This is a genomic window from Allobaculum sp. Allo2, from assembly GCF_022701175.1.
GTDB lineage: Bacteria > Bacillota_I > Bacilli_A > Erysipelotrichales > Erysipelotrichaceae > Allobaculum > Allobaculum fili.
The window spans coordinates 449,539-476,369 of sequence record NZ_CP078088.1; the positions used below are offsets into that span (position 1 = coordinate 449,539).

At 52.3% G+C, this 26,831-nt stretch carries 31 protein-coding genes and 1 pseudogene; 16 read left to right on the plus strand and 16 right to left on the minus strand.

What is annotated here, in order from left to right; translation table 11 throughout:
• Positions 1-87: 87 nt before the first annotated feature.
• From KWG61_RS02760 to KWG61_RS02775, 4 genes are all read left to right on the plus strand, one after another.
• Complete coding sequence (locus KWG61_RS02760) at positions 88-1,209, plus strand: carbohydrate ABC transporter permease (RefSeq protein ID WP_242744859.1); 1,122 nt, start codon at positions 88-90, stop codon at positions 1,207-1,209.
• Between the two features lie 244 nt (positions 1,210-1,453).
• The gene (locus KWG61_RS02765) at positions 1,454-1,789 is read left to right on the plus strand and encodes an ABC transporter permease subunit (protein WP_242745520.1); all 336 of its coding nucleotides are present in this window, start codon (positions 1,454-1,456) and stop codon (positions 1,787-1,789) included.
• Positions 1,786-3,393, plus strand: coding sequence for an ABC transporter substrate-binding protein (locus tag KWG61_RS02770; RefSeq protein WP_230268088.1), 1,608 nt, complete (start codon positions 1,786-1,788; stop codon positions 3,391-3,393). Before KWG61_RS02765 ends, KWG61_RS02770 begins: the two co-directional genes overlap by 4 nt.
• A gap of 333 nt (positions 3,394-3,726) precedes the next feature.
• Complete coding sequence (locus KWG61_RS02775) at positions 3,727-4,470, plus strand: hypothetical protein (RefSeq protein WP_242744860.1); 744 nt, start codon at positions 3,727-3,729, stop codon at positions 4,468-4,470.
• 124 nt (positions 4,471-4,594) lie between these two features.
• Here KWG61_RS02775 and KWG61_RS02780 read toward each other — a convergent pair whose 3' ends face one another.
• Positions 4,595-5,158 (minus strand): NAD(P)-dependent oxidoreductase, encoded by a 564-nt coding sequence (locus tag KWG61_RS02780; RefSeq protein ID WP_256460759.1) that lies wholly within the window; start codon positions 5,156-5,158, stop codon positions 4,595-4,597.
• A complete protein-coding gene (locus tag KWG61_RS16965) occupies positions 5,116-5,436 on the minus strand; it encodes an NAD(P)-dependent oxidoreductase (protein WP_367614244.1) in 321 nt (106 codons plus the stop codon). Before KWG61_RS16965 ends, KWG61_RS02780 begins: the two co-directional genes overlap by 43 nt.
• Positions 5,437-5,941: 505 nt before the next feature.
• Between KWG61_RS16965 and KWG61_RS02785 the strand changes: the two genes are divergently transcribed.
• Positions 5,942-7,249 carry an NAD(P)-dependent oxidoreductase gene (locus KWG61_RS02785; protein ID WP_255658325.1) on the plus strand — a complete coding sequence of 436 codons (1,308 nt, stop codon included), beginning with the start codon at positions 5,942-5,944 and terminating at the stop codon, positions 7,247-7,249.
• Between the two features lie 226 nt (positions 7,250-7,475).
• Here KWG61_RS02785 and KWG61_RS02790 read toward each other — a convergent pair whose 3' ends face one another.
• The 8 genes and pseudogenes from KWG61_RS02790 to KWG61_RS02820 all read right to left on the minus strand — a co-directional run bounded on the left by KWG61_RS02790 (position 7,476) and on the right by KWG61_RS02820 (position 13,130).
• Positions 7,476-7,859 carry a VTT domain-containing protein gene (locus tag KWG61_RS02790; RefSeq protein ID WP_242744861.1) on the minus strand — a complete coding sequence of 128 codons (384 nt, stop codon included), beginning with the start codon at positions 7,857-7,859 and terminating at the stop codon, positions 7,476-7,478.
• A 181-nt stretch (positions 7,860-8,040) separates the two neighbouring features.
• Positions 8,041-8,259 (minus strand): hypothetical protein, encoded by a 219-nt coding sequence (locus KWG61_RS02795; protein WP_242744862.1) that lies wholly within the window; start codon positions 8,257-8,259, stop codon positions 8,041-8,043.
• A 109-nt stretch (positions 8,260-8,368) separates the two neighbouring features.
• Complete coding sequence (locus KWG61_RS02800) at positions 8,369-8,899, minus strand: dihydrofolate reductase family protein (protein WP_230268093.1); 531 nt, start codon at positions 8,897-8,899, stop codon at positions 8,369-8,371.
• 292 nt (positions 8,900-9,191) lie between these two features.
• Positions 9,192-9,410: a hypothetical protein gene (locus tag KWG61_RS02805; RefSeq protein ID WP_242744863.1), complete on the minus strand. Its 219-nt coding sequence runs from the start codon at positions 9,408-9,410 to the stop codon at positions 9,192-9,194.
• 48 nt (positions 9,411-9,458) lie between these two features.
• Positions 9,459-9,695, minus strand: a pseudogene (locus KWG61_RS16970) (hypothetical protein); the annotation flags it as partial.
• Positions 9,644-11,926: an Ig-like domain-containing protein gene (locus KWG61_RS02810; protein ID WP_242744864.1), complete on the minus strand. Its 2,283-nt coding sequence runs from the start codon at positions 11,924-11,926 to the stop codon at positions 9,644-9,646. The pseudogene KWG61_RS16970 and the gene KWG61_RS02810, both read right to left, overlap by 52 nt.
• On the minus strand, positions 11,923-12,123 hold the full coding sequence (locus KWG61_RS02815; protein WP_242744865.1) for a hypothetical protein: 201 nt from the start codon (positions 12,121-12,123) through the stop codon (positions 11,923-11,925). Before KWG61_RS02815 ends, KWG61_RS02810 begins: the two co-directional genes overlap by 4 nt.
• Positions 12,066-13,130: a DUF4091 domain-containing protein gene (locus tag KWG61_RS02820; RefSeq protein WP_367614316.1), complete on the minus strand. Its 1,065-nt coding sequence runs from the start codon at positions 13,128-13,130 to the stop codon at positions 12,066-12,068. The genes KWG61_RS02815 and KWG61_RS02820 overlap by 58 nt, the downstream gene beginning before the upstream one ends.
• Here KWG61_RS02820 and KWG61_RS02825 point away from each other — a divergent pair.
• A complete protein-coding gene (locus KWG61_RS02825) occupies positions 13,011-13,502 on the plus strand; it encodes a hypothetical protein (RefSeq protein WP_242744867.1) in 492 nt (163 codons plus the stop codon). The genes KWG61_RS02820 and KWG61_RS02825 overlap by 120 nt on opposite strands.
• A gap of 247 nt (positions 13,503-13,749) precedes the next feature.
• On the opposite strand, the gene KWG61_RS02830 is transcribed toward KWG61_RS02825, so the two are convergent.
• Positions 13,750-14,484, minus strand: coding sequence for an Ig-like domain-containing protein (locus KWG61_RS02830; protein WP_242744868.1), 735 nt, complete (start codon positions 14,482-14,484; stop codon positions 13,750-13,752).
• Between the two features lie 490 nt (positions 14,485-14,974).
• Complete coding sequence (locus tag KWG61_RS02835) at positions 14,975-15,448, minus strand: hypothetical protein (protein ID WP_242744869.1); 474 nt, start codon at positions 15,446-15,448, stop codon at positions 14,975-14,977.
• A gap of 337 nt (positions 15,449-15,785) precedes the next feature.
• Here KWG61_RS02835 and KWG61_RS16975 point away from each other — a divergent pair, with 337 nt between their 5' ends.
• Both KWG61_RS16975 and KWG61_RS02845 read left to right on the plus strand, forming a co-directional pair.
• Positions 15,786-16,385, plus strand: coding sequence for a MarR family transcriptional regulator (locus KWG61_RS16975; RefSeq protein WP_367614317.1), 600 nt, complete (start codon positions 15,786-15,788; stop codon positions 16,383-16,385).
• The gene (locus tag KWG61_RS02845) at positions 16,270-17,058 is read left to right on the plus strand and encodes a DegV family protein (protein WP_242744871.1); all 789 of its coding nucleotides are present in this window, start codon (positions 16,270-16,272) and stop codon (positions 17,056-17,058) included. Before KWG61_RS16975 ends, KWG61_RS02845 begins: the two co-directional genes overlap by 116 nt.
• Positions 17,059-17,364: 306 nt before the next feature.
• Here KWG61_RS02845 and KWG61_RS02850 read toward each other — a convergent pair whose 3' ends face one another.
• Genes KWG61_RS02850 through KWG61_RS02860 form a run of 3 tightly spaced genes read right to left on the minus strand, consistent with a single transcriptional unit; the run spans position 17,365 to position 18,486 of the window.
• Positions 17,365-18,066, minus strand: a complete 702-nt coding sequence (locus KWG61_RS02850; RefSeq protein ID WP_242744872.1) for a transposase — start codon at positions 18,064-18,066, stop codon at positions 17,365-17,367.
• A complete protein-coding gene (locus KWG61_RS02855) occupies positions 18,054-18,287 on the minus strand; it encodes a hypothetical protein (protein WP_242744873.1) in 234 nt (77 codons plus the stop codon). The genes KWG61_RS02850 and KWG61_RS02855 overlap by 13 nt, the downstream gene beginning before the upstream one ends.
• Positions 18,271-18,486, minus strand: a complete 216-nt coding sequence (locus KWG61_RS02860; protein WP_242743373.1) for a hypothetical protein — start codon at positions 18,484-18,486, stop codon at positions 18,271-18,273. Before KWG61_RS02860 ends, KWG61_RS02855 begins: the two co-directional genes overlap by 17 nt.
• Positions 18,487-19,416: 930 nt before the next feature.
• Between KWG61_RS02860 and KWG61_RS15845 the strand changes: the two genes are divergently transcribed.
• The 6 genes from KWG61_RS15845 (at position 19,417) to trxA (ending at position 23,553) form a co-directional block, all read left to right on the plus strand.
• Positions 19,417-19,938 (plus strand): FGGY family carbohydrate kinase, encoded by a 522-nt coding sequence (locus KWG61_RS15845; protein ID WP_256460761.1) that lies wholly within the window; start codon positions 19,417-19,419, stop codon positions 19,936-19,938.
• Positions 19,911-20,447 (plus strand): FGGY family carbohydrate kinase, encoded by a 537-nt coding sequence (locus tag KWG61_RS16980; RefSeq protein WP_367614245.1) that lies wholly within the window; start codon positions 19,911-19,913, stop codon positions 20,445-20,447. Before KWG61_RS15845 ends, KWG61_RS16980 begins: the two co-directional genes overlap by 28 nt.
• Complete coding sequence (locus KWG61_RS16985) at positions 20,363-20,896, plus strand: FGGY-family carbohydrate kinase (protein WP_367614246.1); 534 nt, start codon at positions 20,363-20,365, stop codon at positions 20,894-20,896. The genes KWG61_RS16980 and KWG61_RS16985 overlap by 85 nt, the downstream gene beginning before the upstream one ends.
• A 222-nt stretch (positions 20,897-21,118) precedes the next feature.
• Positions 21,119-21,505: a hypothetical protein gene (locus tag KWG61_RS02870; protein WP_242744874.1), complete on the plus strand. Its 387-nt coding sequence runs from the start codon at positions 21,119-21,121 to the stop codon at positions 21,503-21,505.
• Positions 21,496-22,980, plus strand: a complete 1,485-nt coding sequence (locus KWG61_RS02875; RefSeq protein WP_242744875.1) for an LCP family protein — start codon at positions 21,496-21,498, stop codon at positions 22,978-22,980. Before KWG61_RS02870 ends, KWG61_RS02875 begins: the two co-directional genes overlap by 10 nt.
• A gap of 246 nt (positions 22,981-23,226) precedes the next feature.
• Positions 23,227-23,553 carry a thioredoxin gene (gene trxA / locus KWG61_RS02880; protein ID WP_230268440.1) on the plus strand — a complete coding sequence of 109 codons (327 nt, stop codon included), beginning with the start codon at positions 23,227-23,229 and terminating at the stop codon, positions 23,551-23,553.
• A gap of 365 nt (positions 23,554-23,918) precedes the next feature.
• Here trxA and KWG61_RS02885 read toward each other — a convergent pair whose 3' ends face one another.
• Positions 23,919-24,491, minus strand: coding sequence for a lysozyme family protein (locus tag KWG61_RS02885; RefSeq protein ID WP_367614318.1), 573 nt, complete (start codon positions 24,489-24,491; stop codon positions 23,919-23,921).
• 657 nt (positions 24,492-25,148) lie between these two features.
• On the opposite strand from KWG61_RS02885, the gene KWG61_RS02890 reads away from it, so the two are divergent.
• Complete coding sequence (locus tag KWG61_RS02890) at positions 25,149-26,198, plus strand: AI-2E family transporter (protein ID WP_242744876.1); 1,050 nt, start codon at positions 25,149-25,151, stop codon at positions 26,196-26,198.
• A 148-nt stretch (positions 26,199-26,346) separates the two neighbouring features.
• Positions 26,347-26,586, plus strand: coding sequence for a hypothetical protein (locus KWG61_RS02895; RefSeq protein ID WP_242744877.1), 240 nt, complete (start codon positions 26,347-26,349; stop codon positions 26,584-26,586).
• Positions 26,587-26,831 lie beyond the last annotated feature (245 nt).

Sequence of the window (26,831 nt, forward strand, 5' to 3'; positions counted from 1 at the left end):
AGGAAGCGGCATGAAAAGCGCAAACGGGCGCACAGAGGGAAAAGGGCGCCTGAAAAAGGCTGGCAAAAATACAAGGGTTTTCTGTATTTGCTGCCGGCGCTTGTGTTTCTGGCTGTCTTTCTGATTTATCCGCTCATCGACGTGCTGATTTATTCCTTTGAAGAAGGCTACAGTTCCGCCGCGCAGACGTACGCGGGCATTGGCTGGTACAACTACGACTACGTTTTGCACGATCCCTATTTCACGCAGGCGCTCGTCAATACGTTTCTGCTCGTCATCATTACGGTGCCGATTTCCACCGGTCTGTCGCTGGCAATCGCCTTTCTGCTGACCCGCATTCAAAAGCTGCGTTCGCTGTTTCAGACGATTTACTTTCTGCCGTACGTGACCAATACCCTCGCAGTCGGCATGGTCTTCATGGTGCTGTTCAAGCAGACGCCGTATTCCGAAGGCTTTGTGAACATGCTGATCCATATGTGCGGCGGCTCTTCCGTCGACTTTATCGAAGGTCCGTACTGGGCCAAGATGTTTGTGCTCTGCTTTTACACGATCTGGATCGTCATGCCCTTTAAAATCCTGATTCTGACCAGCGCACTGGCCAGCGTGAATCCAATGTATTACGACGCGGCCCGCGTAGACGGCACCAGCTCCTGGCGCATGTTTTACAAAATCACGCTGCCGCTGATTTCCCCATCGGTGTTCTATCTGGTCATTACCGGCTTTATCGGCGCGTTCAAGGCGTATTCAGATGCGGTTGCCCTGTTTGGCACGAATCTGAATGCGGCGGGAATGAACACGCTGGTCGGCTACGTCTTTGACATGCTTTACCGCGATGGCGGGGGCTATCCGTCCTATGCGTCCGCGGCGGCCATTCTGCTCTTTCTGGTTATTTTGACGATTACGGTCATCAACCTGATGGTTTCGAAAAATATACCCACTACAGCTGAGAAAACGGAGAGACACACTATGAAAAAATTCAAACCACTCACCTGGCTGTTTCTGATTTTGTGGGCGATCGCGGTTCTCTTTCCGTTTTACTGGATGGTGCTGACGTCCTTAAAGGATACGGCGCCTACAACGCGGAATACATTCCCCAGCTGTTTACGCTGTCGCCGACACTGGAAAACTATTTTTACGCGTTTACGGAAGTCGATTTGGGACGGTATCTGCTCAATACGGTCATTTTCACCATCGTTACTACGGTTCTGATGGTCTTTGTCACCATTCTGGCGGCCTTTGCGTTCGCCCGGCTGGACTTTCCAGGGAAGAACCTGGTTTTTACCGGCTTTCTGGCGCTGATGATGATTCCCAATGAACTGGTCATCATTACCAATTTTCAGACGATGACCGAGCTGAATCTGCGCAATACTTTTCTGGGTCTGATTCTGCCTTCGGTCACTTCCATTTTTACATTTATCTGCTGCGGGAAAGCTTTGCGCAGATTCCGGATTCGCTGTACTATGCGGCGAAAATCGACGGGGCTTCGGACTGGAAATACCTGTGGAAAATCATGGTTCCCATGTGCCGTCCGACGGTCGTTACGATTACGATTCTCAAGGTGATCGAATGCTGGAACAGCTACATCTGGCCAAGCCTTGTCACCGATGATCCGAAATACTTTCTGGTTTCCAACGGCATCCAGCAAATCCGCGAAAGCGGCTTTGGCCGGGCGAACATTCCGGCGATGATGGCGGCGGTCGTCGTCATCAGCATTCCCCTGATCGTTCTGTTCCTGGTGTATCGAAACCAGATCATGTCCGGCGTCGTCAAAGGAGGAACCAAAGGATGAAGCGCCTTCGAAAACGGCTGCCCCGGCTGCTTTGCGCGGCCGCAGCGGGCATGAGTCTGCTGCTTTCCGGCTGCCATGGCGCCAAAGCGAAAAGCGCCTTTGTGATTCCCGAAGCGCTCGACGAAAGCCGTCCGATTGAGATTTCCTTCTGGGCGAAAAACGATACGAACAAAAACCAGACGAATGTCTACAAAAAGGCGATCGAAGACTTTGAAGCGCTCTATCCAAACATCAAGGTCAATCTGAAGCTGTATACGGACTACGGGAAGATTTACAACGACGTCATCACCAACATTGCGACGGATACCACGCCCAATGTGGCGATTACCTATCCCGACCATATCGCGTCCTACATCCAGCAGAACGGGACCGTCGTCGGTCTCGATGCGCTGATGGCGGACGAAAAATACGGTCTGGGCGGCAGCGCCCTCAAATTTGACGGGGCGACGGCCGATGAAATGGTCGATTCGTTTGTACAGGAAGGCGTCATTGACGGAACGCAGTACGCGATGCCCTTCATGCGTTCGACCGAAGCGCTCTACATCAATAAGACGCTGGTCGAAAAGCTTGGCTATTCCGTCCCGGATGTCGTGACGTGGGACTGGATCTGGGAAGTGTCCAATAAAGCGGTCGAACAGAAAAATCCGGACGGAACGTACGCCCTCAACAGCCAGAAAACGCTGATCCCCTTTATTTACAAGTCCACCGACAATATGATGATCCAGATGCTGAAGCAGCAGGACGCCGGCTACAGCACCGAGCAGGGCGAAATTGAAATTTTTAACGACATGACGCGCGAAGACTTGAAGAAAATTGCGCAGGAAACCAGGGACGGCGCGTTTTCAACCTTTAAAGTGTCCGGCTATCCCGCCAATCTGCTCAATGCCTCGCAGACGCTGTTTGCGGTAGACTCCACAGCCGGATCCACGTGGATGGGCGCGGAGGCTCCGCTTTCGGACATCAGCCCGGATGCCTTCACGGAATTTGAAACCGTCGTTCGTCCGGTGCCGCAGATGAGCGAAAACCAGAGTCTCATGATTTCGCAGGGACCGTCCATGGCCGTCTTTGGCAAGGAAGATCCGCAGGAAGTACTCGCCTCCTGGCTGTTCGTGCAGTACATGCTTTCCAACGAACCGCAGATCGGCTACGCGAAGACGGAAGGCTATCTTCCCGTTACGCATAAGGCTTTAGAAGATCCGGCGTATCAGGACTATCTGGCGAAGGCTGGCACGGATAATGAGGAGCATTACGCGATCAAAATCGAAGCGGCGAAACTGCTCATGGATCATCTGGACGATACGTTTACCACCCCGGTGTTTAACGGCTCGGCTTCGCTGCGCAACGCGGCCGGCGAGCTCATTGAAGATGTCGTCCGCTCGACGAGACGCAAGCAGACCGTCGATGATGCCTATATCGACGAACTGTACGAAAAGGTTTCCTCCCTCTACCGTCTGGATCAGATTTCTTCCGGATCCGGGACGATTCATGATCTGGGCCCGATGCCCGCCTCTTCGGTCTGGTTTCTTTCTCTGCTTGCACTGACGTGGGTCATTCTCGGTGCAGTCTGGCTGTTTCAGAAACGAAGAAAAGCGAAAAACGCCTGAAGCTCCTGAAATTTCAGCTTGAAGGGATCGAGGAGATAACGGTTTCATCCCGTTTCCTTTCGCACGATTTTTCTGATCTTCAAACGCAGCGGAAAAAACAGCGATTCGATCGGGAAAGATTTCACCGCATGAAAAAACCAAGTACACTATCCGTGGAAAAACCATTCAGGGCGCTGACCGGACGATCCTCAAGGAGCGGGATGACGAACCGTTCCTGATCGCTTCGTAGTGGTGTCTGGATGGAATCCCCATTAGAAAAGAGACAGAAGATTCTGTCCCAAGGAGAAAAAGAATGAAAAAACAGCTCTGGCTTCTCTGCTTGTCTGCGCAGGCATGGTCTTTGCCGGCTGCTCGAACTCGACCCCGGCAGCCTCGAGCAGTGCTTCGAGCACAGCGGACAGTGCCGCTGCTGCAAATCCCTCCGCAAAATCGGAAGGCGTCATGACGTATCAGGAATACGCGGATGCTGAACTCGAAAGCGAAGTAACGATCGAAGCGTTCGTACAGGCAAAACAGGCCTGGTGGGAAGACAAGGCAACGATTTACGCGCAGGATCCAGACGGCGCTTACTTCATTTACAACGCTGCTGTATCTCAGGATCTGTATGACGAGCTGACCGACGGCGCCAAAATCAAAGTCAAAGGCTACAAGACCGAATGGTCCGGCGAAGTGGAAATCGCAGAAGGCGCTGAAGTAGAACTGATCGAAGGCGAAACCTGGAAAGCCGAACCGGTCGATGTGACCGATCTGCTGGGCAATGAAGAAGAACTGATCAAGCATCAGAACCAGCTGGTGGATTTCAAGGATCTTACTGTAGAACCCGCACAGGAAGGCAGCGAAGAAGCGTTCCTGTATAACTACGACGGATCCGGAAGCGAAGGCGATGACCTGTACTTCAACGTTTCCAAAGACGGCAAGACGTACACCTTCGTTGTTGAGTCCTATCTGACCGGCGAGGAAAGCGAAGTGTACAAAACCGTACAGGAACTCAAAGTCGGCGATGTGATCGACTGCGAAGGCTTCCTCTACTGGTATGAAGGCGCCAACCCGCACATCATCTCGGTAACGGTAAAATAAGTCCGTCCGTAATCGACAGGACCGCGCACATTTTCTTCCTGTACATACAGGGAGGAGATGCGCCGCATTTCAAAGTGTTTCAAAATATTTAAAAGTACATAAAAGGCTCTGTATCTCCTTTTGGTTAAGGAAGATGCAGAGCCTTTTCGAGATTGGAAAAATCTGGTGATAAGCAGAAATGGCCAGATTCAGCAAGGCGCAGAGGGCCAAAGCGTCCAGGAGAGTCAGAACGTCCAGACTGGATCCTGTCGAGCGTCCGCTCAGGAGCGATCGGACTGCGGACGGTTGACGATGTGAATGAACGGTTCTCCCTGTTCGAGGGCGTGCAGGTTGGTGCGGATAATCTGCCAGAGACGTTTTTCGTTTCCGGCAGCGATTCATCGCCGGAAATGTGCGGCGTGATGAATACATTTTCGTCTTCCCAAAGCGGGCAGTCTGCGGGAAGCGGCTCGATTTCGCAGACATCGAGAATCATGCCGCGAATCCGATGCTGCGCCATGACCTTTTCCAGGACATCGAGGGCGACCAGATCGCCGCGTCCCACATTCGCAAACAGCGCGTCTGGCTTCATGCGCGAAAAATCGTCCAGCGTCAGAAGATGATGGGTAGCCGGACTGGAAGGCAGCGTACCCACTACGATATCGCTTAACGGCAGGTAGCGGTGCAGATGATCGAGCGTATCGACCACATCAAAGCCCGGAACTGTTCGGCGTCTGCGGGCCAGTCAATGGTATGGGCACCCAGCGCCTTGACGGAGCGGGCGAACGTCGAACCCAGATCGCCGCAGCCCAGAACGAGAATCGTCTTGCCGTAAATGGAATCGATCGTGCCGATATTCCGGTTCCATTCCTTCTTCTTCCGGTTTTCGAGCAGGAACGGATAGCGGCGATAAAAAACAGGATGGCGCTGATCAGATATTCGGAAATCGCCAGACCAAAGCTGCCTGAAGCGTTGGCTAATGGACACGTCACGCGTTCCGGCCAGCCTTCATAGCCCGCAAACGGAAGCTGAACGAGTTCAAGCGCGGGCAGAGATTTCAGTCGAAAACGGTATTCTTCAGGAAGAAAGCCCACGATGGCACTGGCGGTGTCGAGATAGCCGGGCCAGTTTGGATTGTCGCCATAGACAAAATGGAGGCCGCCAAATTCCTGTTCCAGCGCCCGGCGGTCTTCTTCTTTTAACGCTTCAAAAACGAGAACGGTTTTCATGTTTCTTTCTCCTTATCCTGTGCAGGTTATTCTGAGCAGGCAGTACAGACCGGTCCGAGCGACCGGCTTTTCTTTGCACTCAGGGATGAGCCAATATGCGCGGCAAAACAGGAAAGGATCTTTCTTCGTGTAAAGACACACGTTAGAAAGGTGGGAATACATTGAAAATCGTGTGATGCCGCCGTTGTAAAGCTTTACACCTGTATTGTACGCCTCTATATTTCCTTCATCACCGATCCGCTTTGTGCCCTGCCTGAGGCAGAATGGCGGATTTTCAATCCTCAGAGAACAAGAAAGGAAACTTAGACATGAACAATATTCTTACCGAAGCATCGGCTTGTCTGCAGTGCAAGAATCCAAGATGCCGTCAGGCCTGCCCGATTCATACCAATATCCCCGAAATGATCCGCAAGCTCAAAAACCATGAAGTGCTCGATGCGGCGCAGATGCTTTTTGAAAACAACCCGCTGTCCATCGTCTGCTCCCTCGTATGCAACCACGAAAAGCAGTGTGAAGGCGCGTGCGTGCGCGGCATTAAAGGCAATCCTGTAGCCATCAGCGATATCGAACAGTACATTTCCAACTCCTGCTTTGAACGCATTCAGCTGTCCATGGAACCGGAAAACGGCAAGCGCGTCGCTGTCATCGGTGCCGGTCCAGCCGGCCTGACGATCGCGGTTTCGCTGCGTCAGAAAGGCTACAAAGTCACCATTTTTGAAGTCCGTGAAAAAATCGGAGGCATCATGCGCTACGGCATTCCGGAATACCGTCTGCCGCATTCGATTCTGGACCGCTACTACAAGAAGCTGAAGGCGCTTGGCATTCAGTTCCGTCCGAACATGGCGATCGGTGGTTCTGTTTCCATTCAGGATCTGCTCGATGACGGCTACGCGTCCGTCTTTGTCGGCACCGGCGCATGGAAGCCGCGCCGCCTGAACATTCCCGGCGAAACGTTCGGCAACGTGCAGTACGCGGTGAACTACCTGAACAATCCGAACGTTTACGATTTAGGCGATAAAGTCGCGGTCATCGGCGCCGGCAATGCGGCGATGGATGCGGCCCGTACCGCCATTCGGAAAGGCAGCCGCGAAGTCGTGGTTTACGTCCGTACCGATTCGCCGACCGCTTCGAATGAAGAAGTGGAATACGCAAAAATCGACGGCGTTCAGTTCGTTTTCAACAAGGCGCCGATCCGCATTACTGATGAAGGCGTCGTGCTCGTCGACACAAAAGTCGAAGAAAACGGAGACATCACGCTGATCGAAGACTCCGCGAAGCTGGAAAAAGCCGACACGATTCTCGTAGCCATTTCGCAGGTTCCGCAGACCCGTCTCGTTTCCCGCGATCCGGATCTTAAGCTCAACGACCGCGGCAACCTGAAAATTGACGAGATCGGCGCAACGACCATGCCGGGCGTATTCGCAAGCGGCGACGTCGTAACCGGCGCGAAAACCGTTGTGCACGCCGTAGCGCTCTCCCGACAGATTGCCGAAGAGATGGACCGCTACATGAAAGGTCCGAACGGCCATGCCGCCCAGGATGCTGCGAGCAGCGACGAAACAGCGGCGTAAAAACGATAAAACCGGTGGATCCTGTCTCCCCAGCAGGATCTGACCGCTCTGACCGCTTTCGGATTCGCGTTTCTGGAAAATCCAGAGCAGAATCCAGAAACGTGGACAGAAGAAACAGTTCAAAACGAAATTACAAAACCCAAAGTACACGTCAAAAGGAGCCCCTTTCCAGAACTGCCTCTGGAAAAAGGACTCCATTTTTTTGCACGATTTTTTGCAGAACGCTTTAGAGATGGACTGCTTTTCGGATCCATTCGAACACCTTGAGCATGCCGGTGGAATAGCACCACGAGGAGAACGGGCGGCTGACCAGGATGATCGCGAGAAAATGGCTGACTTTCATGCTCGACAGCCCCGCCAGCATGCACAGCAGCAAGTCCGGCGAGACAGGCATCATCATCCAGAGAAAGAAGATGAGTTCAAAGTGACGGCTGTTTTTCAGGCGCTTCTCGTATTTGTCGACCGTTTCTGGCGAGGCGATCTGGTAAATGAAGCGGGTGCCCCATTTTCTGGCCAGCCAGAAGGCGAGAATGCAGTTGATGTAGGAAACGAGCGTGTTCAGAAAGAAAGCCGGCAGCGGATGAAAGAGAACGATGCCGATTGATCCCATCGATCCTAAAGGAACGATTGGAATGTACGAGGTGAAGACGCTGAGCAGAACAAAGAGAATCGGACCGAAAATTCCGGCGGATTCAATCGCGTGCTGAATTTTTGCGTGGTCGCCGAGGAGGACGAACGCAGCAGCCAGATCAGAACGACAAAGAAAAGAATGCCAAAGACGATCGAAATGATCAGATTGCGCCGGCGCACCGCAGCGCCTTTTTCATGGCTTCCTGATCTTTGGCCGTCTCGGGCGTACTTGCCGTCCCGACGGATGCTTTCGCGGAATGGTCCTGGGAATGATCCGGGGACTTGATAGCGGCGTCTTTTTCGGCAAGCGCCTCTTTTGCCTGCGCGGAAGGGTTCTGAGCGGAGTCTGCAGAAAAATTCGTAACGGGTTTAGTATCCATACTCATTATCTTAAGCGGTTCGAATCGAGGATTCTTCCGATATGCCAGAAGGATTGCCGAAAACGGCTAGACAGAACGAGCCAAATGCGCAGTAACGCCAAAGGAAAACTTATCGTTTTCGATAGAGCAGATCGACCATTCCGTTGGAATGGCGTACATGAACCAGGGCCAGTTCCTGCGGCGCTTTAAGCGTCGGAAACAGCCGGATGCCCCCGCCAAGCAGCACAGGAATAACTGTAATCCAGAACGGATTGATCGCCTCTTCCTGTACGATGCCCTCAATCAGACGGGCGCCCCCGCAAATCCAGATGTCTTTTCCTTCGCCTTGTTTCAGACGCTTCAGAAGGGTGCATGGATCTTCTTTCGTAAAGTGAATGTCTTTTGAATCGGGAAGCGTTCGATGGGTAAAGACGTACGTGCTCAGACCGGAATAAGGCCACTCGTCAGGCGAAAGTTCCCGCACGATCTGATCGAACGTGTTCCAGCCCATCAGAACCGTATCCGCCGTTTTGATGAATTCGGCATAAAAATCCTCGGCGACTGCATCTGGGTCCTGTCCGTCCAGCCAGTCTGCGCCGCCCTTTGCATCGGCAATATAGCCGTCCAGGCTCATCGCAATAAACAGTGTGGTTTTTCGCATAGCCAAATCTCCTTTTTCCGCTTTATCTTCTTCTGCATATCTATTCGATCGGCTTATTCTTTCAGGCGCCTTCTTCTTTTTGGCCGGCGTATACGTTTTGGCCGAATGGTTTTAAAATTTCCGGTCTGGAAAAGCTGTGTCCAGTATGGCATATCGCAAAGGGGGTGTCTGCCTGCTCCAGAAAAAACGCCTCCGGACGCCAGAAGGTCCGGAGGCGAGAAAACGTTCATTTTCAAACAGACAGGAATGTCTGCATGAATTTACAGTTCTGGGAAAAGCGTGCAGGCAAAGACTATTTCAGCGTATTGAGCGCTTCCTTGCCTGGATTAAGACGCAGGGCCAGCAGACGGTTCTGCATCGCCAGGGCCTGCGCGTCGAGCGCGGATTGTGTTGTCGAGGAACTGCTCAGAACTTCATGTGCCTGCGCGAGCGCCTGATTGAACGCGTCTTTCTGCGCGCTGGTCAGACGGAATCTGGACAGGTTGAGACGATCGGCTTTGGCGCAGACCATCTCAAGCGGCTTTCGGTTCAGTCCATCGGCGGGAACGAGTCCGGCATACGCATCCTGTAAAGCTTTCAGTGCGCGATCGACTTCGATCTGCTGGTAGGAAGAACCGGAAAGAATCGTATTCGCCTGTTCGAGCGCACCCTTAAACGGCGCAAAGCTTTCCGCTGTAAAGTCGGCTTCGCGAACGGAAGAAATCGCTGAACCGTTTACGTACGTGCGCAGAGCGCTCTTATCGGTCAGACCGTACGTTTCTTCAATGTCGCCGAGCTTGAACTTCGCGAACTTAATGTAGCAGCGGTCGGTACGGACGTTGCTTCCATGGTTTTGGAATACTCTTCGTCGAAGTGACCGTAGCTGTCCATCATGAGGGTGCCGTCATCGAGAACGAGCAGACCCGCATAGCCGGTATCACCGGATTTTTCATTCGGCGCATAGTCGTAGGCGATGGTTACCATGTAATCGCCGTCGCCCTGTGTCATGAGGTCTTCGTAGCTTCCAACCCACATTACCCATTCGCCGGCTACCCAGTCGTTGGAGTTGTCGTGGATGCCGTTGCCGTCCTTGTCGTAGACAATGTCGCGGTACGTAATGACGAGGCGGTCGCTGATTGGATCGTAAACGACTTTATGGCGTTCGCCAGCCAGGTTTCCGGGCAGGTTCGCCGGCTTGCTCCAGGTTTCGCCTTCGTCATCGGAGTACGTCATCATGGCGTAGCCCTGGTGCGTCTGATTGCGGGCGAGGGCGACGATGCGCTTGCCGTCCGGGGAGCGGAACAGGCCGAGTTCGCAAAGCTGATTGGCGGATTCGATGTTTCGATACGGAGTCAGAATCGGTTCGGGATCGCTCCACTGTTCGTTTCCGTCTTCATCGAACGTCAGAATCGATTTGTAGTTGGTGTAGCTGTAATCGTGGTAAATGCCCATCCACGCCTGGCGGTCGTTTCCGTTTCCATCCTTGAGCTGAATGAGGCTCGACATGCCGACAATCGTCCAGCGGTTGCTGCCGTCATCATTTTTCGGATGGAACAGCTGGTATTCAGTCCAGGTTTCGCCGTTGTCGTCGGAATAGGAGGTGCGCCAGCCGCCGTTCTGGTTTCCAGACCAGTTCGGCATCGCGGTAATGAGCATGATGCGCTCAGTTCCGTCGGCCAGATTCAGAACGTACATCGTCGGCGTTTCCATGGACGTTGCCCAGCTTGTCGGAATGTCGTCTTTCTGAATCCACGTTTCGCCGTCATCGTCGGAGTATTTCATGATGAGCGGACCATGGCCGTGTCCCTGCGGGAAGGCGGTGATCAGACGGCCGGTATTTGTACGGATCATATCCGGCTGGCCAAAGTACTGATTGGCATCGCCGTCGGCCGGTTTATGGACGTCGGTCACAAATTTTTCCGGAAGATCGTAGTACGGAACCGTCTTCATCAGCGTGATCTGCCGTTCTACGGTAATCGTGACGGTTTCCGTGTACGTGCCGGCTTTGACTTCAATCTGGGCTGTTCCTGCCTTGACTGGGGTAACCACGCCGGTACTGCTGACCGTGGCTACTTCCGGATTTTTCGAAGTATAGGTAATTTCGAGTTCTTCGTCGCTGTTGAGCGTAACGGGAATCTGCCAGGTCGGTGTACTGTCCTTGGAAATCTGGAGCGTCTTATTGCGGACGGTGATGTTCAGACCCGGTTTGAGCTGATCGATGCCGATTTCCGCTTTGGTCAGTTCGGCATCGTAAATGCGCAGTTCATCGACCGTGCCCGCGAAGTCGCTCTTACCGAGAATATCGGAAGGAATGACGGTCGTGTTGTTCGTGGTCCAGGTGTTTGTGGCGACTTCTTCGCCGTTGACGTACAGCTTCAGGCCGTTTGTCTTCGACTGGGTCCAGGCCACGTGATACCACTGGCCGGCTTCAAAGCCGTAGGCAAAGGTGAGCACATCGGCGCTGCTGGTACCGACACGGAAACCGGAGTATCGATCGTCGGCCATCTTGAGCGCGGTCGCAAATTTTTCTTCGCTGTCCTGCGTGATCAGGGATTTGCCGGTGATCGTATCGGCTTTGACCCAGTACGTAATTGTCCAGGGATCGCTGTTTCCAATTTCCGATTTCGTAAAGCTTAAGCCGCTTCCTGCATTCATGTGCAGGCCTTTGCCGGAATAGCCGTCCACATAGGACAGACCGCTTTCGACAATCGGGGTTCCGTTGCGGTTTCCCCACAGGTCATTGGCACTGTTTTCAAAGGAATAGGCGGAATAGCGTTTGGATTCCTCGATGCCGCCGCGCGAAACGCTCAGGGTGATCGTCGCGGTCTTGGTCGGATCCTTGACGGAAGCTGCGGTAATGGTCACTGTACCGGTACCTGCTGCGGTGACCAGACCGTCTGCATTTACGGAAGCCACGCTGCTTTCCGAAGAAGACCAGGTAACGCGATGATCGGTCAGCGTATCCGGGGCTACGACGGCTTCCAGCTGCAGCGATTGGCCGATTTGCAGTGCAGTCGACTGCGGCGGGGTAATGGTTACGGAAGTCACAGTATCCGTGGCGTTCGCTTTTTGCCGATGTATTGCGTTGTAAGAGTGTCGATGCCTTCCTTGAAGGCGTCCATTTCCGATCCCATCGTATTGACTTTGGCTTCGCCAAGATAGGAATGCGCAGTTCCGGCGACGGTCGTCAGGGAATCGTAGAGCGACTGGATCGCGCCTTCGAGATCCGGTACTTCCTCAGCCATCTGGCGCAGCTTGTTGGCGTCGTGTACGCCTTCGGCCATGCGGGCCAGACGCAGCGAACGTTTGGACGTCGGGTTTTTGCCTCTTTTTCATCCGGATAAATAAGGAAGCAGTCTCCCGGTTCAAAGGCGTTGTGGGTCGTGTCGCGCAGCGGATCGGCAACCCAGGCATCGTATGCCCAGCGCATGAAGCCGTCCGTGTTTTCGGAGGCGTTGATGACGCTCCAGTACGATTCTACCGGCGCGGAAAGCGAGAAGTTGCCCGGACTGTGCTCGGTGCAGGAGTAAAGCGCAGTGCGCAGGCCTTTGGCGTCGCGCTGGGCAACGAGATCCGCAAATTCCTTCGAATGGGCAGCTGCGGCATTGTCGCCGACGTTCAGTTCGGTCAGACGAAGCGCCATGGCGAACTTGCTGGCGTTGGTAAAGCCGTCCATCGAACCTGTCGTTTTGAAGGTGACGGTGTACTGGCCGTCGGAAATTTGCGTGCTGTCGATCAGATCAAAGGCGCTGGTGTTGAAGCCGCGCTCATCGATGCCGATATAAGCGTCGTTAAACCAGCCTTTCTGAACGAGATGGGCGCCCATTTTCTCGAGGAAATCGCCCCAGACTTCGTTGTAGCGTGCACTGCCGGCGGTGAAGGCTTCCTTCACAAGCGTGCCGTTGTCCCAGTACGTAAAGCTTCCGTGCCACGGAGCGATGGAGTAAAGCACAATCTTGTCTCCGATTCCCATGGATTTGCAGAAGGAAACCCACTTGTCGAAGGCGGTGAAATCGTAGGTAAACGTTCCGTCCGCATTTTTCGTCCACTTGACCATCGACGGATAGTGGATGTCGTTAGCGGAATACGTCTGACCGGACCAGGCTTCTTCAGAAATCGTCGCGGTAATGACATGACCGCCGATTTCCTTGTAAATTTCCATGCTGGAACGCAGCAGTTCGAGATGCTCGTCACTGAATGGCGTAACGCCGTAATATTCCGCGGAAGAATACGGATACTGCCAGAGTTCGATGTCAAAGGAATTTTTGAAGTCAGTCGCATCCGGCAGAACGGCGTCGCGTACCGCGACGGTGTAGGTGAATTCAATCGGATGTTCCAGTCCGTCGGCGGTGGCGCTGAGTTTACCGGTATAGGTTCCGGCTGCTGTGTCTTCTGGAATCGCAATTTCTACCCAGACCGGCTGGACGCGCGAAGCGGCCAGCGTAATGGGGGCATTGCCATTCAGGATGTCCGAAGATTCCGAACGGTTGGTGCCGTTATCGGCTGGAACAGGACGGGTAGTGCTGCCGTAGCCGAGGAAGGAACCATTATAGGCTTTGGTCGACTGGATGAAATCGAGCTTTACGTTTTCTTTGGCAATTTTGGACGAACCGGTTCCGCTTAAGTCGGAAGCGGTAATGGACAGATTGGTGAGCGGCGCATTTTTCGAAACCAGAACGAGCTGGCTGACGGCCTTGTCGTTTTCCAGGCGCTCAGCGTTTTGGAGAGCGTACCCATCGTCTTGACGGAATCGTACGTACTCTGGGTGTACTGATGGTTCGTATCGACAATGGAACCGGACAGTTCCGCCTGAGCCTCGGTTACGGTAAATGAGATGACCAGCGGCTGGGCAGCCGGCAGAGTGTCGGACGTTACCGAGACGGTGGCGGTTCCGGCTTTTTCGCCTGAACCAGACCGGTGCTCGATACGCTCACAATTTCGCTGTCGCTCGAGGTGTACGTCAGATTGCCTGTCGTGGCATAGTCCGGTACAGCCGCGATCGACAGCTGCTGTTCGGCTCCGGCGTACAGGTCGTAATGCGTTTCTTCACTTGAAATCGAAGTGAGCGTATACGGCGCATGTTTAATGACCACGTTGGCGCAGTCGATCAGCGTATTGGAGGCGGAAGCGTTTTTCTCGCCCGTTGCGACGGCTTTGAACACATGCGCTTCTTCGCTGAGGCCGCTGAAAGTCGCGATCCGAGTGGAATTGATATTGGAGGCGTTATACAGATCGTAGACGCCCTGGGATTCTCCATCGATGAAGTATTCCACTTTGCCCATCGGATGGTTCTTGCCGGCATAGACGGTGATTTCGCTGCCGACAAAATCAACCTGATACCAGAGAGCGGACGGATTGGCCGCATCCGGTGTCTTTGACCAGGTATGGGCATCGCTGCCCGCTTCCCAGTTTCCGGAAGAGAAGGTGAACTTATTGGTCGTTCCTGTCGTCTTCCTGAAGGAAATGGTTTCTTCCACGAGCGACGCATCCGCCGGCATAACCGTGTCGGCGTCACTCTGTGCAAGAACAGGGAAAGAGGAAGCGGCTGCGGAGGCCGTCATGGTCACGCTGAGAAGGACTGCAAGCAGATTCGTTCTTCTTTTCATAGTTTTCCTTTCTGCAGTGTCTTTATCTGTGCCCGAAATCCATCCGGTTTTCCTTGTGAAATGCGTCCAGTGCAAAACGTCTGTCGGTTTGAGACAGGCATTCGAATTTTTTCGTCAGCAGGGGCCCGGTCCTGCGCAAAGAAGATCGCAAAAGAAAGACGGATCGACTCTAGATAAAGAAAAATCATCTCGCCATCCATGAATTCCAGTGATGAAAATTAATGGAAAACGAAATGAAAGCGTTCTCTTTTATTGTAAGGAAATGGAAAGGATTGAGCAATAATCTTTCCGGTATCCGTTCGGTTATCCAAACAGGAATGATAAAAAGTGACATCGAATCCGAAAGCCATGCGAGAAAACCGGAAATACTGGCCATTTCACAAAAGAAAAGTCTGCCTGCAGGCAGACTGGTCGAATTCATCCGTTTTGTACAGGAAAAATGTATTCCATCAGTTCAAAAGGCAATGTGCCTTCTTTTTCGAGAAGAACTTCACTCGTACCTTTGGAATGAAAGCCGGCGCGCTCGTACAGCGCTCTGGCCGGCGCATTGCCCGCGATCAGATTGAGACGCGCAGATGCATAGCCCTCTTTTAAGCTGACTTAAAATCTGGCCCAGAAAGACATCACCCAGCTTCTGGCCGCTAAAATCCGGGTCTATGCAGAAAAGATGAATGCAGTTGAAACGCGAGTCGGTCCATTCAAAGGCGTCCATGCCTTCCAGATACGGGCTGATGCGCGCAGCGCCCACAATGCGTTCTTTTTCGCAGAAGACGACCATTTCTTCCTGAACGATTGCCTCATGAAGCACCGATTCATCCGGATAGATCCCCCAGTTCCAGAGCGGATAGTTGATTCGCGTATTCAGGCGGTTGCAGACGTTCTGGAAAAAGCGGCAGAGCGTTTCCAGATCCGCCAGGCCGGCTTTCCGTAAAATTCGTTTTGAACAAGTACTGATTTCTGCCATAGGCTCTCTCCTTTTGATCCCGTTCAGTATAGGCGAATGCTCTGGTGTCGCCCAGAACCTTTTCAGGCAGCCAGACGAATGGATGAAAAAGCATGAGGATCATCAAAAAGAATCCAAGGGATGTCGGAAAGCGCATTGGTCGATTTCCTTGTGCAAACGGTTTCGATCTTTCGCAAAGCATCCAAAACCGCAAAATCGAGCCTCTGGACAATTAAATTGTTGATCTATCAACAAAAGACGTCTACAGTACGGGCATGTCACATACGGATAAGATTCTTCAGTTTTTAATGCGGTAGGCGCTCTGGAAAAGCAGATGAACCGGATTCGCCTGCTGTACATGCAGCAGGAAGGGCTTCGCGGCTCCGATCTCAATGTGCTGATCGCCCTGTATTCCAGCGAAGAAGGCCTGAACCCGGAAGGGCTGATCCAGATCACCCGAACCGACAAGGCCCAGATTTCCCGCGCTCTGCGCGAACTCTGCGCCGGCGGCTGGATTGAAAAGGAAGATACCAGCCAGTATCGCGCCCGCTACCGGCTGAGCCCCAAAGGCAAGGAGCGCATGGAATATCTCGCCCGAGAATGCGAGCACATCTTTGAAGGCGCCCACGCCTGCATTCAGATGGAGCAGTGGGAAGCGTTTTATCAGTTTTCCAATCAGCTCAGTGCCCGGCTTGAGGAAATGATTCAGGAAAAGAAACAGGCGCTGAACGCGCATGCCGACACGGAGCCTTCCCGCCGTACCGAAAAGGGAAAAACGAAAACGCGTAAGCCTTTCCGTACAGGAAGGCATATCCAACACAAAAAGAAAAGGAACACAGACTATGATTTGGATTGTTACCGACAGTGCTCAGGAATTAAAGGAAGAGGAACAGGAAGGCCTTCGCGTCGTTTCGCTTCCCATTTGCGTCAACGAAAAGCTGCTCGATCACCCGATTGAAAACGAGGACTTTTTCGCCCTTCTCGAAGAAGAGTCGAATGTACTCAGCACCAGTCAGCCCTCGCCGAGCGCTTTTGAAGCGGTGTTTGAAGAACTGACATCCAGAGGAGATGAAGTGATCGCTCTGCTGCTTTCTTCCTCGCTTTCCGGAACGTACAATTCCGCCAGACTGGCTCTGCTTGATCACGAAGCGTGGCAGGAAAACGTCCATCTGATCGATTCCGGACAGGCCTGCCTTTCGCAAAGCGTTCTCGTTGCCCGCGCGCTTGAACTGCGAAATGCGGGGAAAAGCGCGAAAGAGATTATTGAGACAATCGAGAAAGAGAAAAAGCAGGTACGTCTGTTTGCGATGCTTCCCACGCTGAAATATCTCAAGAAAGGCGGACGGATTTCGCCAGCCAAAGCGGCTCTGGCCGATCTTGCGGGCGTACGGGCTCTGGTGACGATTGACGAAAACGGAGAAATCACAGCCTGTGCCAAAACGCGAGGTACGAAAAGGGAATTCGCCGCGTGGCCGAACTCGCCGCAGACTGCGGCATCGATGAGAATCGCCCGGTGTTTGTGGGCTATACCGGTCTGGATGAACAGCCGATGCGCGACCTGCAGAGCGCTCTGCGTGAAGTCGTCGGACAGGAGATTCTTGCGCAGACGGCCGCAATTTCTCAGATGCTGAGCGTGCATGTCGGTCCCGGTGCCTGCGGGATTGCCTTCCTGCCCAGAGAAGACTAGCTGCCGTCTTTCAAAACGTTATTTCTATTCGGGTGGAAATTTTCGGAATACATTTCCCGGATTACACGGATTAAATTTTGCGGATTAAATTAAATTCGATGGATTAAATAGAACTTTCCCAATCAGCTAAACTATACGGTCGGATTTTTGCGTGGACGACCACGTTTCCTTTTGGGCTGGTCTACTGGATCTGGTCGTGGAATCAGATCCAGTTTTTGAAGAATTTCTATCTGACCAGGATTCATCTTGATCAGTTCCCACTCATTATCATTTTTATTCTTTTGCCTCTTTGCAGGATATGCATGATTTTCTTATAGCTCATGTCCTCAAGGAGGCCTTTTTCGTCGAACAGGTTCAAAAGTCTGAACGTGATGACGGTCGACAGAAAATCAATGAATTCGCTGCCGATCACTGAGTAGTCATCATGGACTCTGGTTACATCAAAGCCGAGGGCGTTCTTGTAGTACCGCATAACGATCTCGATTTGCCAGCGATAACTATAGGTCTTCCAGGCATCTTCCGGAGACAGATCGACATCTGATTCAAAGACCACTGTTCCAAATGTACGCTTTTTCTTTTCGTATTCTTCGAAATCGTACTTATCTTTACGATGCTTATCCAGCCAGTCCGTCTCCTCCTGAGCCGCTCTTCTCGGATCACGGAAACTGTAGAGCCATTTTCCCTTATTGGACAGCTTCTCTTTCTTAAACTGAATCGGTTCCATCTGCCCAAGAAAGCCGCAGCAGCCTTCGATCACGCCCTCGAAGTTATACATCTCATGATCGAAGGCAAGCTTGGCATTCCGATGAAGCGGGTTGAAGTAATGAAGCTGCGGGCAGTCTTTAAGGACTTCTTCGATCGATTTGACGGGAAACCCTTTATCACCAACCATAATTCCGCTTTGAATACCGTTCTGTTTCACAAAACTGTCATAGGATGTCAGATCGAGCATATTGCCGGGAAAGCACTGCGAACAGATGGGCTCCATTTTTCCAGATCAAATGCATAAAGTACGGAAATATCCCGTCTTCCTTTCAGTCTGGCCTTTCTGGAAAACTCCGAGAGCGTGTTTTGTCTGGAGTCGTTCGACTTCAGTGTTCCATCGATCAGAAGATGATCATCAATCCCAACTTTGGCTGCCCGGTTTTCATGAACTTCAGAATTCGGTTGCATGTTTTACCAAGATCTTTTGAAATGTACTGATCGTATTCTTGCTCATCGCGGTTTCTGGCATCAGCTCCGTCAGAAACGACTCATCGTAACTCTCTTTGAGTTCGCAGTCTTTGATATGCGGATAGCAGACGCGAAGAATGGCCATGCACAGAATCTTATCGGCGTCCTGACGGTTATAGACCTGAAGCAGTTCTTCCATCAATTCAGCGGACTGCCTGTAACAGAGCTCAACATTGGCCCAGTCTTTAAGAACTGTCTTAGATGTATGAACCGCTGGAGAAGTCGGTTCTTCAAGAGGTACGAATTTGCCATTAATGATGTGGCCGATAGTAGGACCATCGACTGGATAACAATGGCCATTCTTGCGAATACAGCCGACTCGCTGTTTGACAGCGTATCGATCTTTGTTTTTCCATAAGCGTAAACAATCGTATTTTTGGGACGGGCGACGGCCCGGATATCAGCTGGGACAGACATTTTCGGCTCCTTTTTGTATAGTGTAATTCTATCATTATTATACCATTAAATGACCTATACAGGGAGGATTTTTATATTCAAAATGAAATTTCTCAGAATCGAATTGATTTATAATTTTGCTTAATAAAGCTCGTTAATCGTAGTTATGGTCATTGAGCCAGGGAAAATTAAAAGAGAGCCTCGGAAAAAGGCTCTCTGATGGGATGAAATTTCAAAAACGAGCGATTTGTATAGTTAAGCTCATTGGGAAAGTTCTAATTAAATATGGATTGTTTTTCCGCCGTTCATGGAGCACGTCCGACGTGCTCTTTTTCTTTGTATGGAAGGGTTTTACGCGTCGACACGATGAGGCGGCTTACAGTTTGGAACGATACGTTTAACCTTCGTTTTAGCCTCATAAAAATATTGTAGAAAAAGAAGGGACCTGTCTCAGGCCAAACCCAGTCGGAGAGCGTCGAATCGGACAGGCGCCCGCAAAGAAGAAAAAGCCTTGAGGCATGAGCCAGTCTTCAGCGACGCCGCCCTCCAAAGTCGATAAAATCAAGAAAGAGGTAAAGACATCCGATTGGCAAAGCCGAAAAAATCTGGCAAAAACGCCGCATCTTTACAGCAGCGGTTCCAGAACAGGCTGTCCGGGTGTCGAAAAATGAATATGAATGACAATCAGTATATCCTGGCGATCGACCAGGGCACGACATCGACGCGCGCCATCCTGTTTGATCACGAACAGCACATGAAGGCCATGGCGCAGAAAGAATGCAAAGTGGAATATCCCCAGAGCGGATGGGTCGAACAGGACGCCATGGAAGTCTGGTACGACACGCTGGGCGTTCTGGCGGACGTACTGAACAAAGCGTCCGCAGATCCTTCGCGGATTCGCGGAATCGGCATTTCCAATCAGCGCGAAACGACGATTCTCTGGGATAAGCGTACAGGCCTGCCCATCTGCAAGGCCATCGTCTGGCAGTCCCGGCAAAGCGCGGGGATCTGCGATATATGGAAAGACGAAGGACTGGAACCGTTTGTCCGCCGCAAGACCGGCCTGCGCATTGACCCGTATTTTTCCGCATCCAAAATCGTCTGGATGCTCGATCATGTTCCGGGCGCCCGCAAAAAGCGGAAGCTGGTGAAATTCTGTTTGGCACGATGGATACATGGCTCGTCTGGAATCTGACGGGCGGGAAAGTCCATGTGACCGATGCGACCAACGCGTCGCGAACGATGCTCTGCAACATCGAAACCGTCGAATGGGATGACGAACTTCTCGAGCGCTTCAATATTCCAAAAGCCATTTTGCCTAAAATCGTTTCCACGTCGCAGGTGTACGGATCGACTTCGCCGCACGTTCTCTTTGGACAGGAAGTCGACATCTGCTCGATCGTCGGCGACCAGCAGGCCGCGCTGTTCGGTCAGCTGTGTCTGGAAAAAGGCATGGCAAAAAACACGTATGGAACCGGCGGCTTCCTGTTAATGAACACCGGATCGGAAATCGTCCGTTCCCGCCATGGCCTGCTTTCCACGATCGCCTGGAAAATCGGCGATCAGGTCACGTATGCGCTGGAAGGCTCGATTTTGTTTCCGGATCCATTCTCAAGTGGATGCGCGACAAGCTTCACCTCTTTTACTCCGTCAGTCAGACGGAAGAAATGGCGGTGCGTGCCGGCAGTACCGGCGTCTACATAGTTCCGGCTTTTGTCGGTCTGGGCGCGCCAAGCTGGGACGAACGGGCACGGGCGGTCATTGTCGGTCTCACCTTTTCGACGGGAACGGATGAACTCGTCCGGGCGGCGCTCGAAAGCATGGCATTCCAGGTCAAGGACGTTCTGGATGCGATGGAAGCCGATTCGGGCATTCCCATTCAGATTCTGAAAGTGGACGGCGGCGCTGCCGCCAACAATTTCCTGCTGCAGAAGCAGGCGGATCTTTGCCGCATGGAAGTCGACCGCTTTGAAATCAATGAGCTGACGGCGCTTGGCGCCGCCTATCTGGCTGGTCTGGCGTGCGGCTTCTGGAACTGGGACGATCTGAATATTGAAGTCGAACGTTCGTTTGTTCCGCAGGATAACCAGAAGGAAATGGAGCGCGAATACTTACGCTGGCTTGATGCGCTGCACACCTGCCGGACGTTCTGATCGCTCCGATCGAGCGGCAGAAAAAGCGTCTGCGGCGCGCAGAGTCGACCTTCTTTTCTGGTCCGTGTACGGACTGGGGCGCTAAAGAAACCGTACATAAAGCGAATGAAAGAGAGAATTCATCTTTTTCGTATGGTAAGATTAGAAACAGATTTTTGAGGAGGAGAAGATTATGCCCAAAAACGACCATCGCGCCGAAAACCCGCGAAACCGTCAAAAGCCATGCGGGTTCTGGCATGGGTTGCCTCGCTTTTTCTGGCTGGCGGATTTGTCTATCTGATGTTCGAGGCATTCAGCCTGGACGTGTTCAGCACGATTCAGCTGAGCGTTCTTGGCGCCTTCCAGCTTCTTCTGCTTGTCGTTATTGTCTGGGGACTGTTCCGCCGGCGGACAAAGACCTGGGCGAAATCGCTTCTGGTCATTCTGTCGGTTGCGCTTGGCAGCGTATCGGTTCTTGGCGGCTGGTATATCCAGCAGACCGCGGACTTCTTTTCCATCATTGGTACGCGCCATACGGCGAACCATTCCGGAAAAGACGGTGACGATTCCGATTCGCAGACCAACGCCATTCTCGATGACGCGGCTGGCCTGGGCGAAAAATGGCCGTAACGGTGACGACGTACTCGACCAAAGGCTACGATTTAAAAGATCCGGCTTCCCTGAGCGGAAAGCGGATCGGTACCGTTCCGACGCTGGATGAAGAAGGAACGAAAGCGGCGCTGGCCCAGCTCGAAAGCAAGGGCATGAAAGACGCCGAAATTCTTGAATTCGCCGATCAGTATCAGCTGGTTGACGCGCTTTACGCAGACAATGTCGTAGCGGTCGTTTTGCCGGAACAGTTCCATTCCTCGCTGCTCGACGCGGCCAACGACTACAACCGCTATGGCGCGCTGACGACGCTGACCAATACGGTGGATCAGTATCTGTACTACGAAGACATTCCGGAAGATATGAAAAACGAAGCGGATCCGGTTGCGGATATTACGCAGGATCCGTTTGTGGTCATGATTTCCGGTTCCGATAACTATGGAACGCTCATGTCCAAGTCCCGTACGGACGTGAACATGCTTGCGGTGGTCAATCCGAAAACGCACGAAGTGCTTCTCGTCTCCCTGCCGCGCGATTCCTACATGCCGTTTTCCTGCCGGAAAAACGAAACGGCGTGCGGCTATGCGGCCGGTCAGTACGACAAGCTGACCCATTCGGGCATTTACGGAATCGGCACAACCGAATCTACCATTGAAGATTTCCTCAATATTGAAATCAACTACACCGTACAGGTGAACTTCTCCTCGCTGATCAATGTGGTCGACGCAGTCGGCGGCATTGATATCACAGTCGAACCGGGTCTGGAAGTCGAACGCTTTTACGCCAACGGTACCGAAGGCGTGCACGAAGGCGTCAACCATCTCGACGGCGAGCGGGCTCTGGCGTTTGCCCGTGAGCGCCATGCCTATCTCGACGGCGACAACCAGCGCATCCGCAACCAGCAGCAGGTCATGAAGGCGCTCATGCGCTCCGTCATGTCCCCGTCGATGCTGGTGAACTATCCGAAAGTGCTGACCGCGCTTTCTACCGCGTTTACGACGAACATGCCGTCCAGCCAGATCCGCGATCTGATTCGCCTGGAAGTCAGCTCGTTCCCGTCCTGGAACATCCAGAGCTACGCCCTGACCGGCGCAAGCGATACGCAGATGTCGGCAGCGCTTGGCGCAGCGGCTTCCGTCACGCTCGTTTACGAAGAAGACGTCAATACCGCGCATTCCCTGATTGAAGACGTTCTGGAAGGCCGTGTGCCTCAGATTCCGGCAGAGAGCGAAGATTCCGAAGATTCCAAGCATGTACTCAACCAGACCAACCAGACCGAGCCGCCCATCGGCCCGATTCTTCCGCCAGATTACGGCAACGAAAACGGCGGGGTTTACGTCGATCCGTCCCAGACGCCTTCCTACACATATCCCGTTCAGGAAGAGCCCATCGATCCGGGTACGACAGAAGTCCCGATTGAACCGGCTCCGGCGGATCCGGGTACAGGCGAAGGCGGCGAAGGTGCCTTCAACGAAATTCCGAGTGGCGATCAGTAAATCGCAGACTTATCCATTGAAAACTCCATTTTTCCGCCTGGATCCGCAAAAGATCCGGGCGGTTTGTTTTATGGAGTTAAACTAGACAAATTCTTTTGGGTTTTACAGAGGGCGGGCGCTAAAACCCAGCAGAGAGGCGGATATTCGTATAATAGGAATCAGCCGGAAGGAACTGTGACTGTACCGGCATACAGCTTCCTTTCCTATTCGGCCAAATGTCCAGTACATGGACAGGAGGTAATAATCATGTCTATTCGTCATATTGATTCTGTTGATACCTACAAGGAAATCGTAGGAAACCATCCTGAAGTACTCGTGGACTTCTTCGCGACCTGGTGCGGCCCCTGCAAAATGCTGCATCCTGTTCTCGAAAGCGTCTCTGAAAAACTCGAAGGCAAAGTTGTTGTAGCCCAGTGCGACATCGACAAGCAGCAGGAAATCGCGGCTGCCTTCAAAGTACAGTCCGTTCCAACGCTCGTCTTCTTCAAGGACGGCAAACCGGTTCTGGCTACTGCCGGCTACATGGATGAAAACGCACTGATGAAATTCATCCAGGCTGCTGAAGAAAAGTAAGCCCGGTTCGCAAAACGCAATAATCGAAAGCCTCGCGCTTAAAGAGACCAATCGTATCGGTCGGACCGATTCGATTCTGTCTCCTTTAACCCATTCATACATACGAAAGATAAAGCTGCTCATGGACCTGCACGCAGGCCAGGAGCAGCTTTGTTTTGAAAAACGAAAACGTACAGGCCATACGGTCCGTAGAATCCGTATTGTCCGCACTGTACGGCGGATCGGAAATCGAGAGGCCGCATGCAGATTCGCAGCCCGCATTGGCAGGAAAAAGCCGTAAACCGCCGGGACCAGCCCAGAAAAAAGCCAGACGCTCCGGGCGACGGATGCATCTGACAATATTTTCCAGAGGGAAAAATTCTGGATCAGGTAATGGTGGCCAGAGCCTGATGGATCAGGTCGACATAAAACATGTTGCCGTATTCGTAGCGCCAGCCTCCGTTGGCCGCAATGGCGATGGGGTTGGGGTAGGAGACGACTTTTCCTTCGGAATGAATCCGGGAAAATTCTTCGGCCAGTGCGCGGGTATGGACGCCGCCGTTGGCGGCGACAAAATCAAGGTAGCCGCTGCCAAAGTTGTACGCCTGAAAAACGGCATCCTGGTCTACACCGAGCTCGGCGGCTTTTTCGAGAAGGGTATGGTAGTAATGGACGCCCTGTTCGATCGAATCAACGGTCGAAAGGGAATTGGGCGGAAGGCCAAGGGACTCGCTGGACTGAAAGACATCTTCGGCAGACCAGTTGGATTCCACCGTAACAATCGCCTTCAGTTCGCGCAGATGGTCGCTGATGCCTTCGGCAGCCGCCTGGTGCTCGACTAAGGCAACAAGTTCCTGCTGCGTCTGGGGAATATCGCTTTGACGGGTGAGGATGAAGATGGAGCATCCGATGGAAAGCAGCAGAAGCAGCGCAGGGAAAATCAGAGCGCGCTTGCGCAGTCCGTGCGGACGGCCTGGAGGGGCGGCGGTGTCTTTTTCGGGGTTTCTTTTGTGCGGTCATCGTCTCTCTCCTTTCTTCTGTTCAAAAACCATACGTGCTGGATCAGTATGAGCCAAAATTATAGAGGAAAATTCACAAAATGATATGAAAACTCACAAAATTGTCCATTAAAGGAAAGCCGCTCGAAAGACCGGCCGTCCTGAAATCTTTCGGTTCTGGTCCGGTTCGATTCTCGCCTGAATTGCCGGATTTCTGTTCGTTTTTCTGCTCGAATAACCCGGATTCATTCCGACGGGATCCAGAGAAAATGGATGCGCTGCAAAAGGGAAGAAAGCAGGAAAACTGCCTTCTCTAAAAAATGCAATGGTATGATTAACCAATAAGCAACAAGCAAAGGAGAGTCCTGTATGCGACCTGTCTCGAAAAAACTGCCGGCATTCTTGGCTGCGTATTTCTGTTCCTGGCGTGTGCCCTGTCCATGGTTTCTCTGTTCTGGGGAATTCTCTGGATGCTCATTGTCTCCGCGATCTGTCTGGGGATCGGTCTGTGGTTTCTGAAAAATCCATGTCCTGAATTCAGGATCTATACGACAGAACCTGGAAATCGCCTGACTCTTTTTGTGTGAAAACAAACTGTAATTTGCGAGGAAAAAGCCCATGAAAATCTTTAAAAAGTACAGAACGCTCTGGATGATGGGAGTCATTGTCGTCCTGGCGATTTTGTTCATTACAAACTTTTCCTATGTTGTTTCCGGCATCGATATCCTGCTTCGATCGATTACTTCTCTGCTTGGCGGGGCTGCTCTGGCCTTCGTGCTGAATCTGATCATGTGCCCGGTCGAAGACCGGCTGAAAAAATCCGATAAGCCGTTTGTGAAGAATCATGCCAGAGCGCTGGCCATTCTGACTTCGTTTCTGGTGATGTTTCTGATCATCATCCTGATTCTGTCGATCATTATTCCAAACCTGATCAGCGCGCTGCGCATGCTGACAAGCGAAGCACCGGAGTATTTCAACGAAGTGGAAACGCTCCTGCAAAAGCTTCTGCACAACTACCCTTCGCTTCTCGAAAAGCTGAAAGCCAACCCGATTGACTGGGATCAGACGTTTGAAGTGATTGTCCGCTTTCTGACCAACGGAAGCGGCGGCTCCAATGTGATGGACAGCACGATGAACCTGGTGTCCTCCTTTGTCAGCTTTTTTGTGAATACGTTTGTAGTTGTGATTTTCGCCTCCTATGTTCTGGCGGAAAAGGAACGCTTTGTCAAAGGCTATTACACCTTTGTCGATCTCTACGTGTCCAAGCCAAAACGGACGCATCTGACCCGCGACCTGCGCATTGTCAATGACTCGTTCAAATCGTTCATTCTGGGCGAAATTATTGAAGCGGCTATTCTTTCGACGATGTGCATAGTCGGCATGCTGATTTTGCAGCTGCCGTATGCGACGATGATCGGCATTCTTGTCGGCGTTATCAACATGATCCCGATGGTCGGCGCCTTTATCGGCGGCGGCATCGGCGCGTTCATTATCTTTACCATTTCGCCGACCAAGTGTCTGATCTTCCTGATTTTCCTCTGCATCATTCAGCAGATCGAATCCAACGTCTTCTTCCCGCGTGTTATCGGAAATAAAGTCGGTCTGCCCGGCATTTACGTCATGATGACGATCGTCGTCGGCGGTACGCTTTTGGCGTACTGGGCATGATCCTCGGCGTGCCTCTGATGGCTTCCGTCTATAAGATTGCCAAAATCGATCTGGCCGAACTCAAAGCCAGACGCGAACAGGAGCAGGAGCGCGAAAAGGAATCAAACGAAAGGGGCAGAAAAACGCCAGCAAGAACGTTGTTCAGAAAATGCGTTCCGAAATGATGGAACTGCGCAAGTCGGTGGATGAAAATCCTCAAGCGCAGGTGGAAGTCGAACAGATGATTCGCGATGATGAAGATCTGCGCCGCCGTCTGGACGCGCTGCTTTGTGCCTACGACATGACCGATGAAGACATTCGTCCTTCCAGTCCGGCCAATCTCGAATCGCCGACAAAAGAAGAACGAGAAGACCTTCAAAAAATGCCGAAGCCGCTTCGAAAGCGCTGAGTCAGGTTTCGGATTCTTCAGAAAAGCCCGCCGCATCGATAAAGCCATCCGAGCCGTCCAATCCGGTCAAAGAGCCGAATCCAGCGAAGGACGCCGATCCTGCCAAAGACCCGGAACCCGCGCAAAACGCGGCGACGGTTAAAACGATTCTTCGTCCAAATAAATCTGGACTGAAAAATCCGGAGGAAAACCGAATGGGAAATAGAAATCTGCCCCTGTAAAAAATCGGTACGTTTCCTGCATAC

Coding starts and splice junctions, on each gene's coding strand:
- KWG61_RS02770 (WP_230268088.1), top strand. CDS start 1,786: ATGAAGCGCCTTCGAAAACGGCTGCCCCGGCTGCTTTGCGCGGCCGCA.
- KWG61_RS02775 (WP_242744860.1), top strand. CDS start 3,727: ATGGTCTTTGCCGGCTGCTCGAACTCGACCCCGGCAGCCTCGAGCAGT.
- KWG61_RS02785 (WP_255658325.1), top strand. CDS start 5,942: ATGGCGGATTTTCAATCCTCAGAGAACAAGAAAGGAAACTTAGACATG.
- KWG61_RS02790 (WP_242744861.1), bottom strand. CDS start 7,859: ATGGGATCAATCGGCATCGTTCTCTTTCATCCGCTGCCGGCTTTCTTT.
- KWG61_RS02795 (WP_242744862.1), bottom strand. CDS start 8,259: ATGGATACTAAACCCGTTACGAATTTTTCTGCAGACTCCGCTCAGAAC.
- KWG61_RS02800 (WP_230268093.1), bottom strand. CDS start 8,899: ATGCGAAAAACCACACTGTTTATTGCGATGAGCCTGGACGGCTATATT.
- KWG61_RS02805 (WP_242744863.1), bottom strand. CDS start 9,410: ATGGTCTGCGCCAAAGCCGATCGTCTCAACCTGTCCAGATTCCGTCTG.
- KWG61_RS02815 (WP_242744865.1), bottom strand. CDS start 12,123: ATGGCTGAGGAAGTACCGGATCTCGAAGGCGCGATCCAGTCGCTCTAC.
- KWG61_RS02825 (WP_242744867.1), top strand. CDS start 13,011: ATGACCGCCGATTTCCTTGTAAATTTCCATGCTGGAACGCAGCAGTTC.
- KWG61_RS02830 (WP_242744868.1), bottom strand. CDS start 14,484: ATGAAAAGAAGAACGAATCTGCTTGCAGTCCTTCTCAGCGTGACCATG.
- KWG61_RS02835 (WP_242744869.1), bottom strand. CDS start 15,448: ATGGCAGAAATCAGTACTTGTTCAAAACGAATTTTACGGAAAGCCGGC.
- KWG61_RS16975 (WP_367614317.1), top strand. CDS start 15,786: ATGCAGCAGGAAGGGCTTCGCGGCTCCGATCTCAATGTGCTGATCGCC.
- KWG61_RS02845 (WP_242744871.1), top strand. CDS start 16,270: ATGATTTGGATTGTTACCGACAGTGCTCAGGAATTAAAGGAAGAGGAA.
- KWG61_RS02850 (WP_242744872.1), bottom strand. CDS start 18,066: ATGCTCGATCTGACATCCTATGACAGTTTTGTGAAACAGAACGGTATT.
- KWG61_RS02855 (WP_242744873.1), bottom strand. CDS start 18,287: ATGCAACCGAATTCTGAAGTTCATGAAAACCGGGCAGCCAAAGTTGGG.
- KWG61_RS02860 (WP_242743373.1), bottom strand. CDS start 18,486: ATGGAAGAACTGCTTCAGGTCTATAACCGTCAGGACGCCGATAAGATT.
- KWG61_RS15845 (WP_256460761.1), top strand. CDS start 19,417: ATGAATGACAATCAGTATATCCTGGCGATCGACCAGGGCACGACATCG.
- KWG61_RS16980 (WP_367614245.1), top strand. CDS start 19,911: ATGGATACATGGCTCGTCTGGAATCTGACGGGCGGGAAAGTCCATGTG.
- KWG61_RS16985 (WP_367614246.1), top strand. CDS start 20,363: ATGCGCGACAAGCTTCACCTCTTTTACTCCGTCAGTCAGACGGAAGAA.
- KWG61_RS02870 (WP_242744874.1), top strand. CDS start 21,119: ATGCGGGTTCTGGCATGGGTTGCCTCGCTTTTTCTGGCTGGCGGATTT.
- KWG61_RS02875 (WP_242744875.1), top strand. CDS start 21,496: ATGGCCGTAACGGTGACGACGTACTCGACCAAAGGCTACGATTTAAAA.
- trxA (WP_230268440.1), top strand. CDS start 23,227: ATGTCTATTCGTCATATTGATTCTGTTGATACCTACAAGGAAATCGTA.
- KWG61_RS02890 (WP_242744876.1), top strand. CDS start 25,149: ATGAAAATCTTTAAAAAGTACAGAACGCTCTGGATGATGGGAGTCATT.
- KWG61_RS02895 (WP_242744877.1), top strand. CDS start 26,347: ATGCGTTCCGAAATGATGGAACTGCGCAAGTCGGTGGATGAAAATCCT.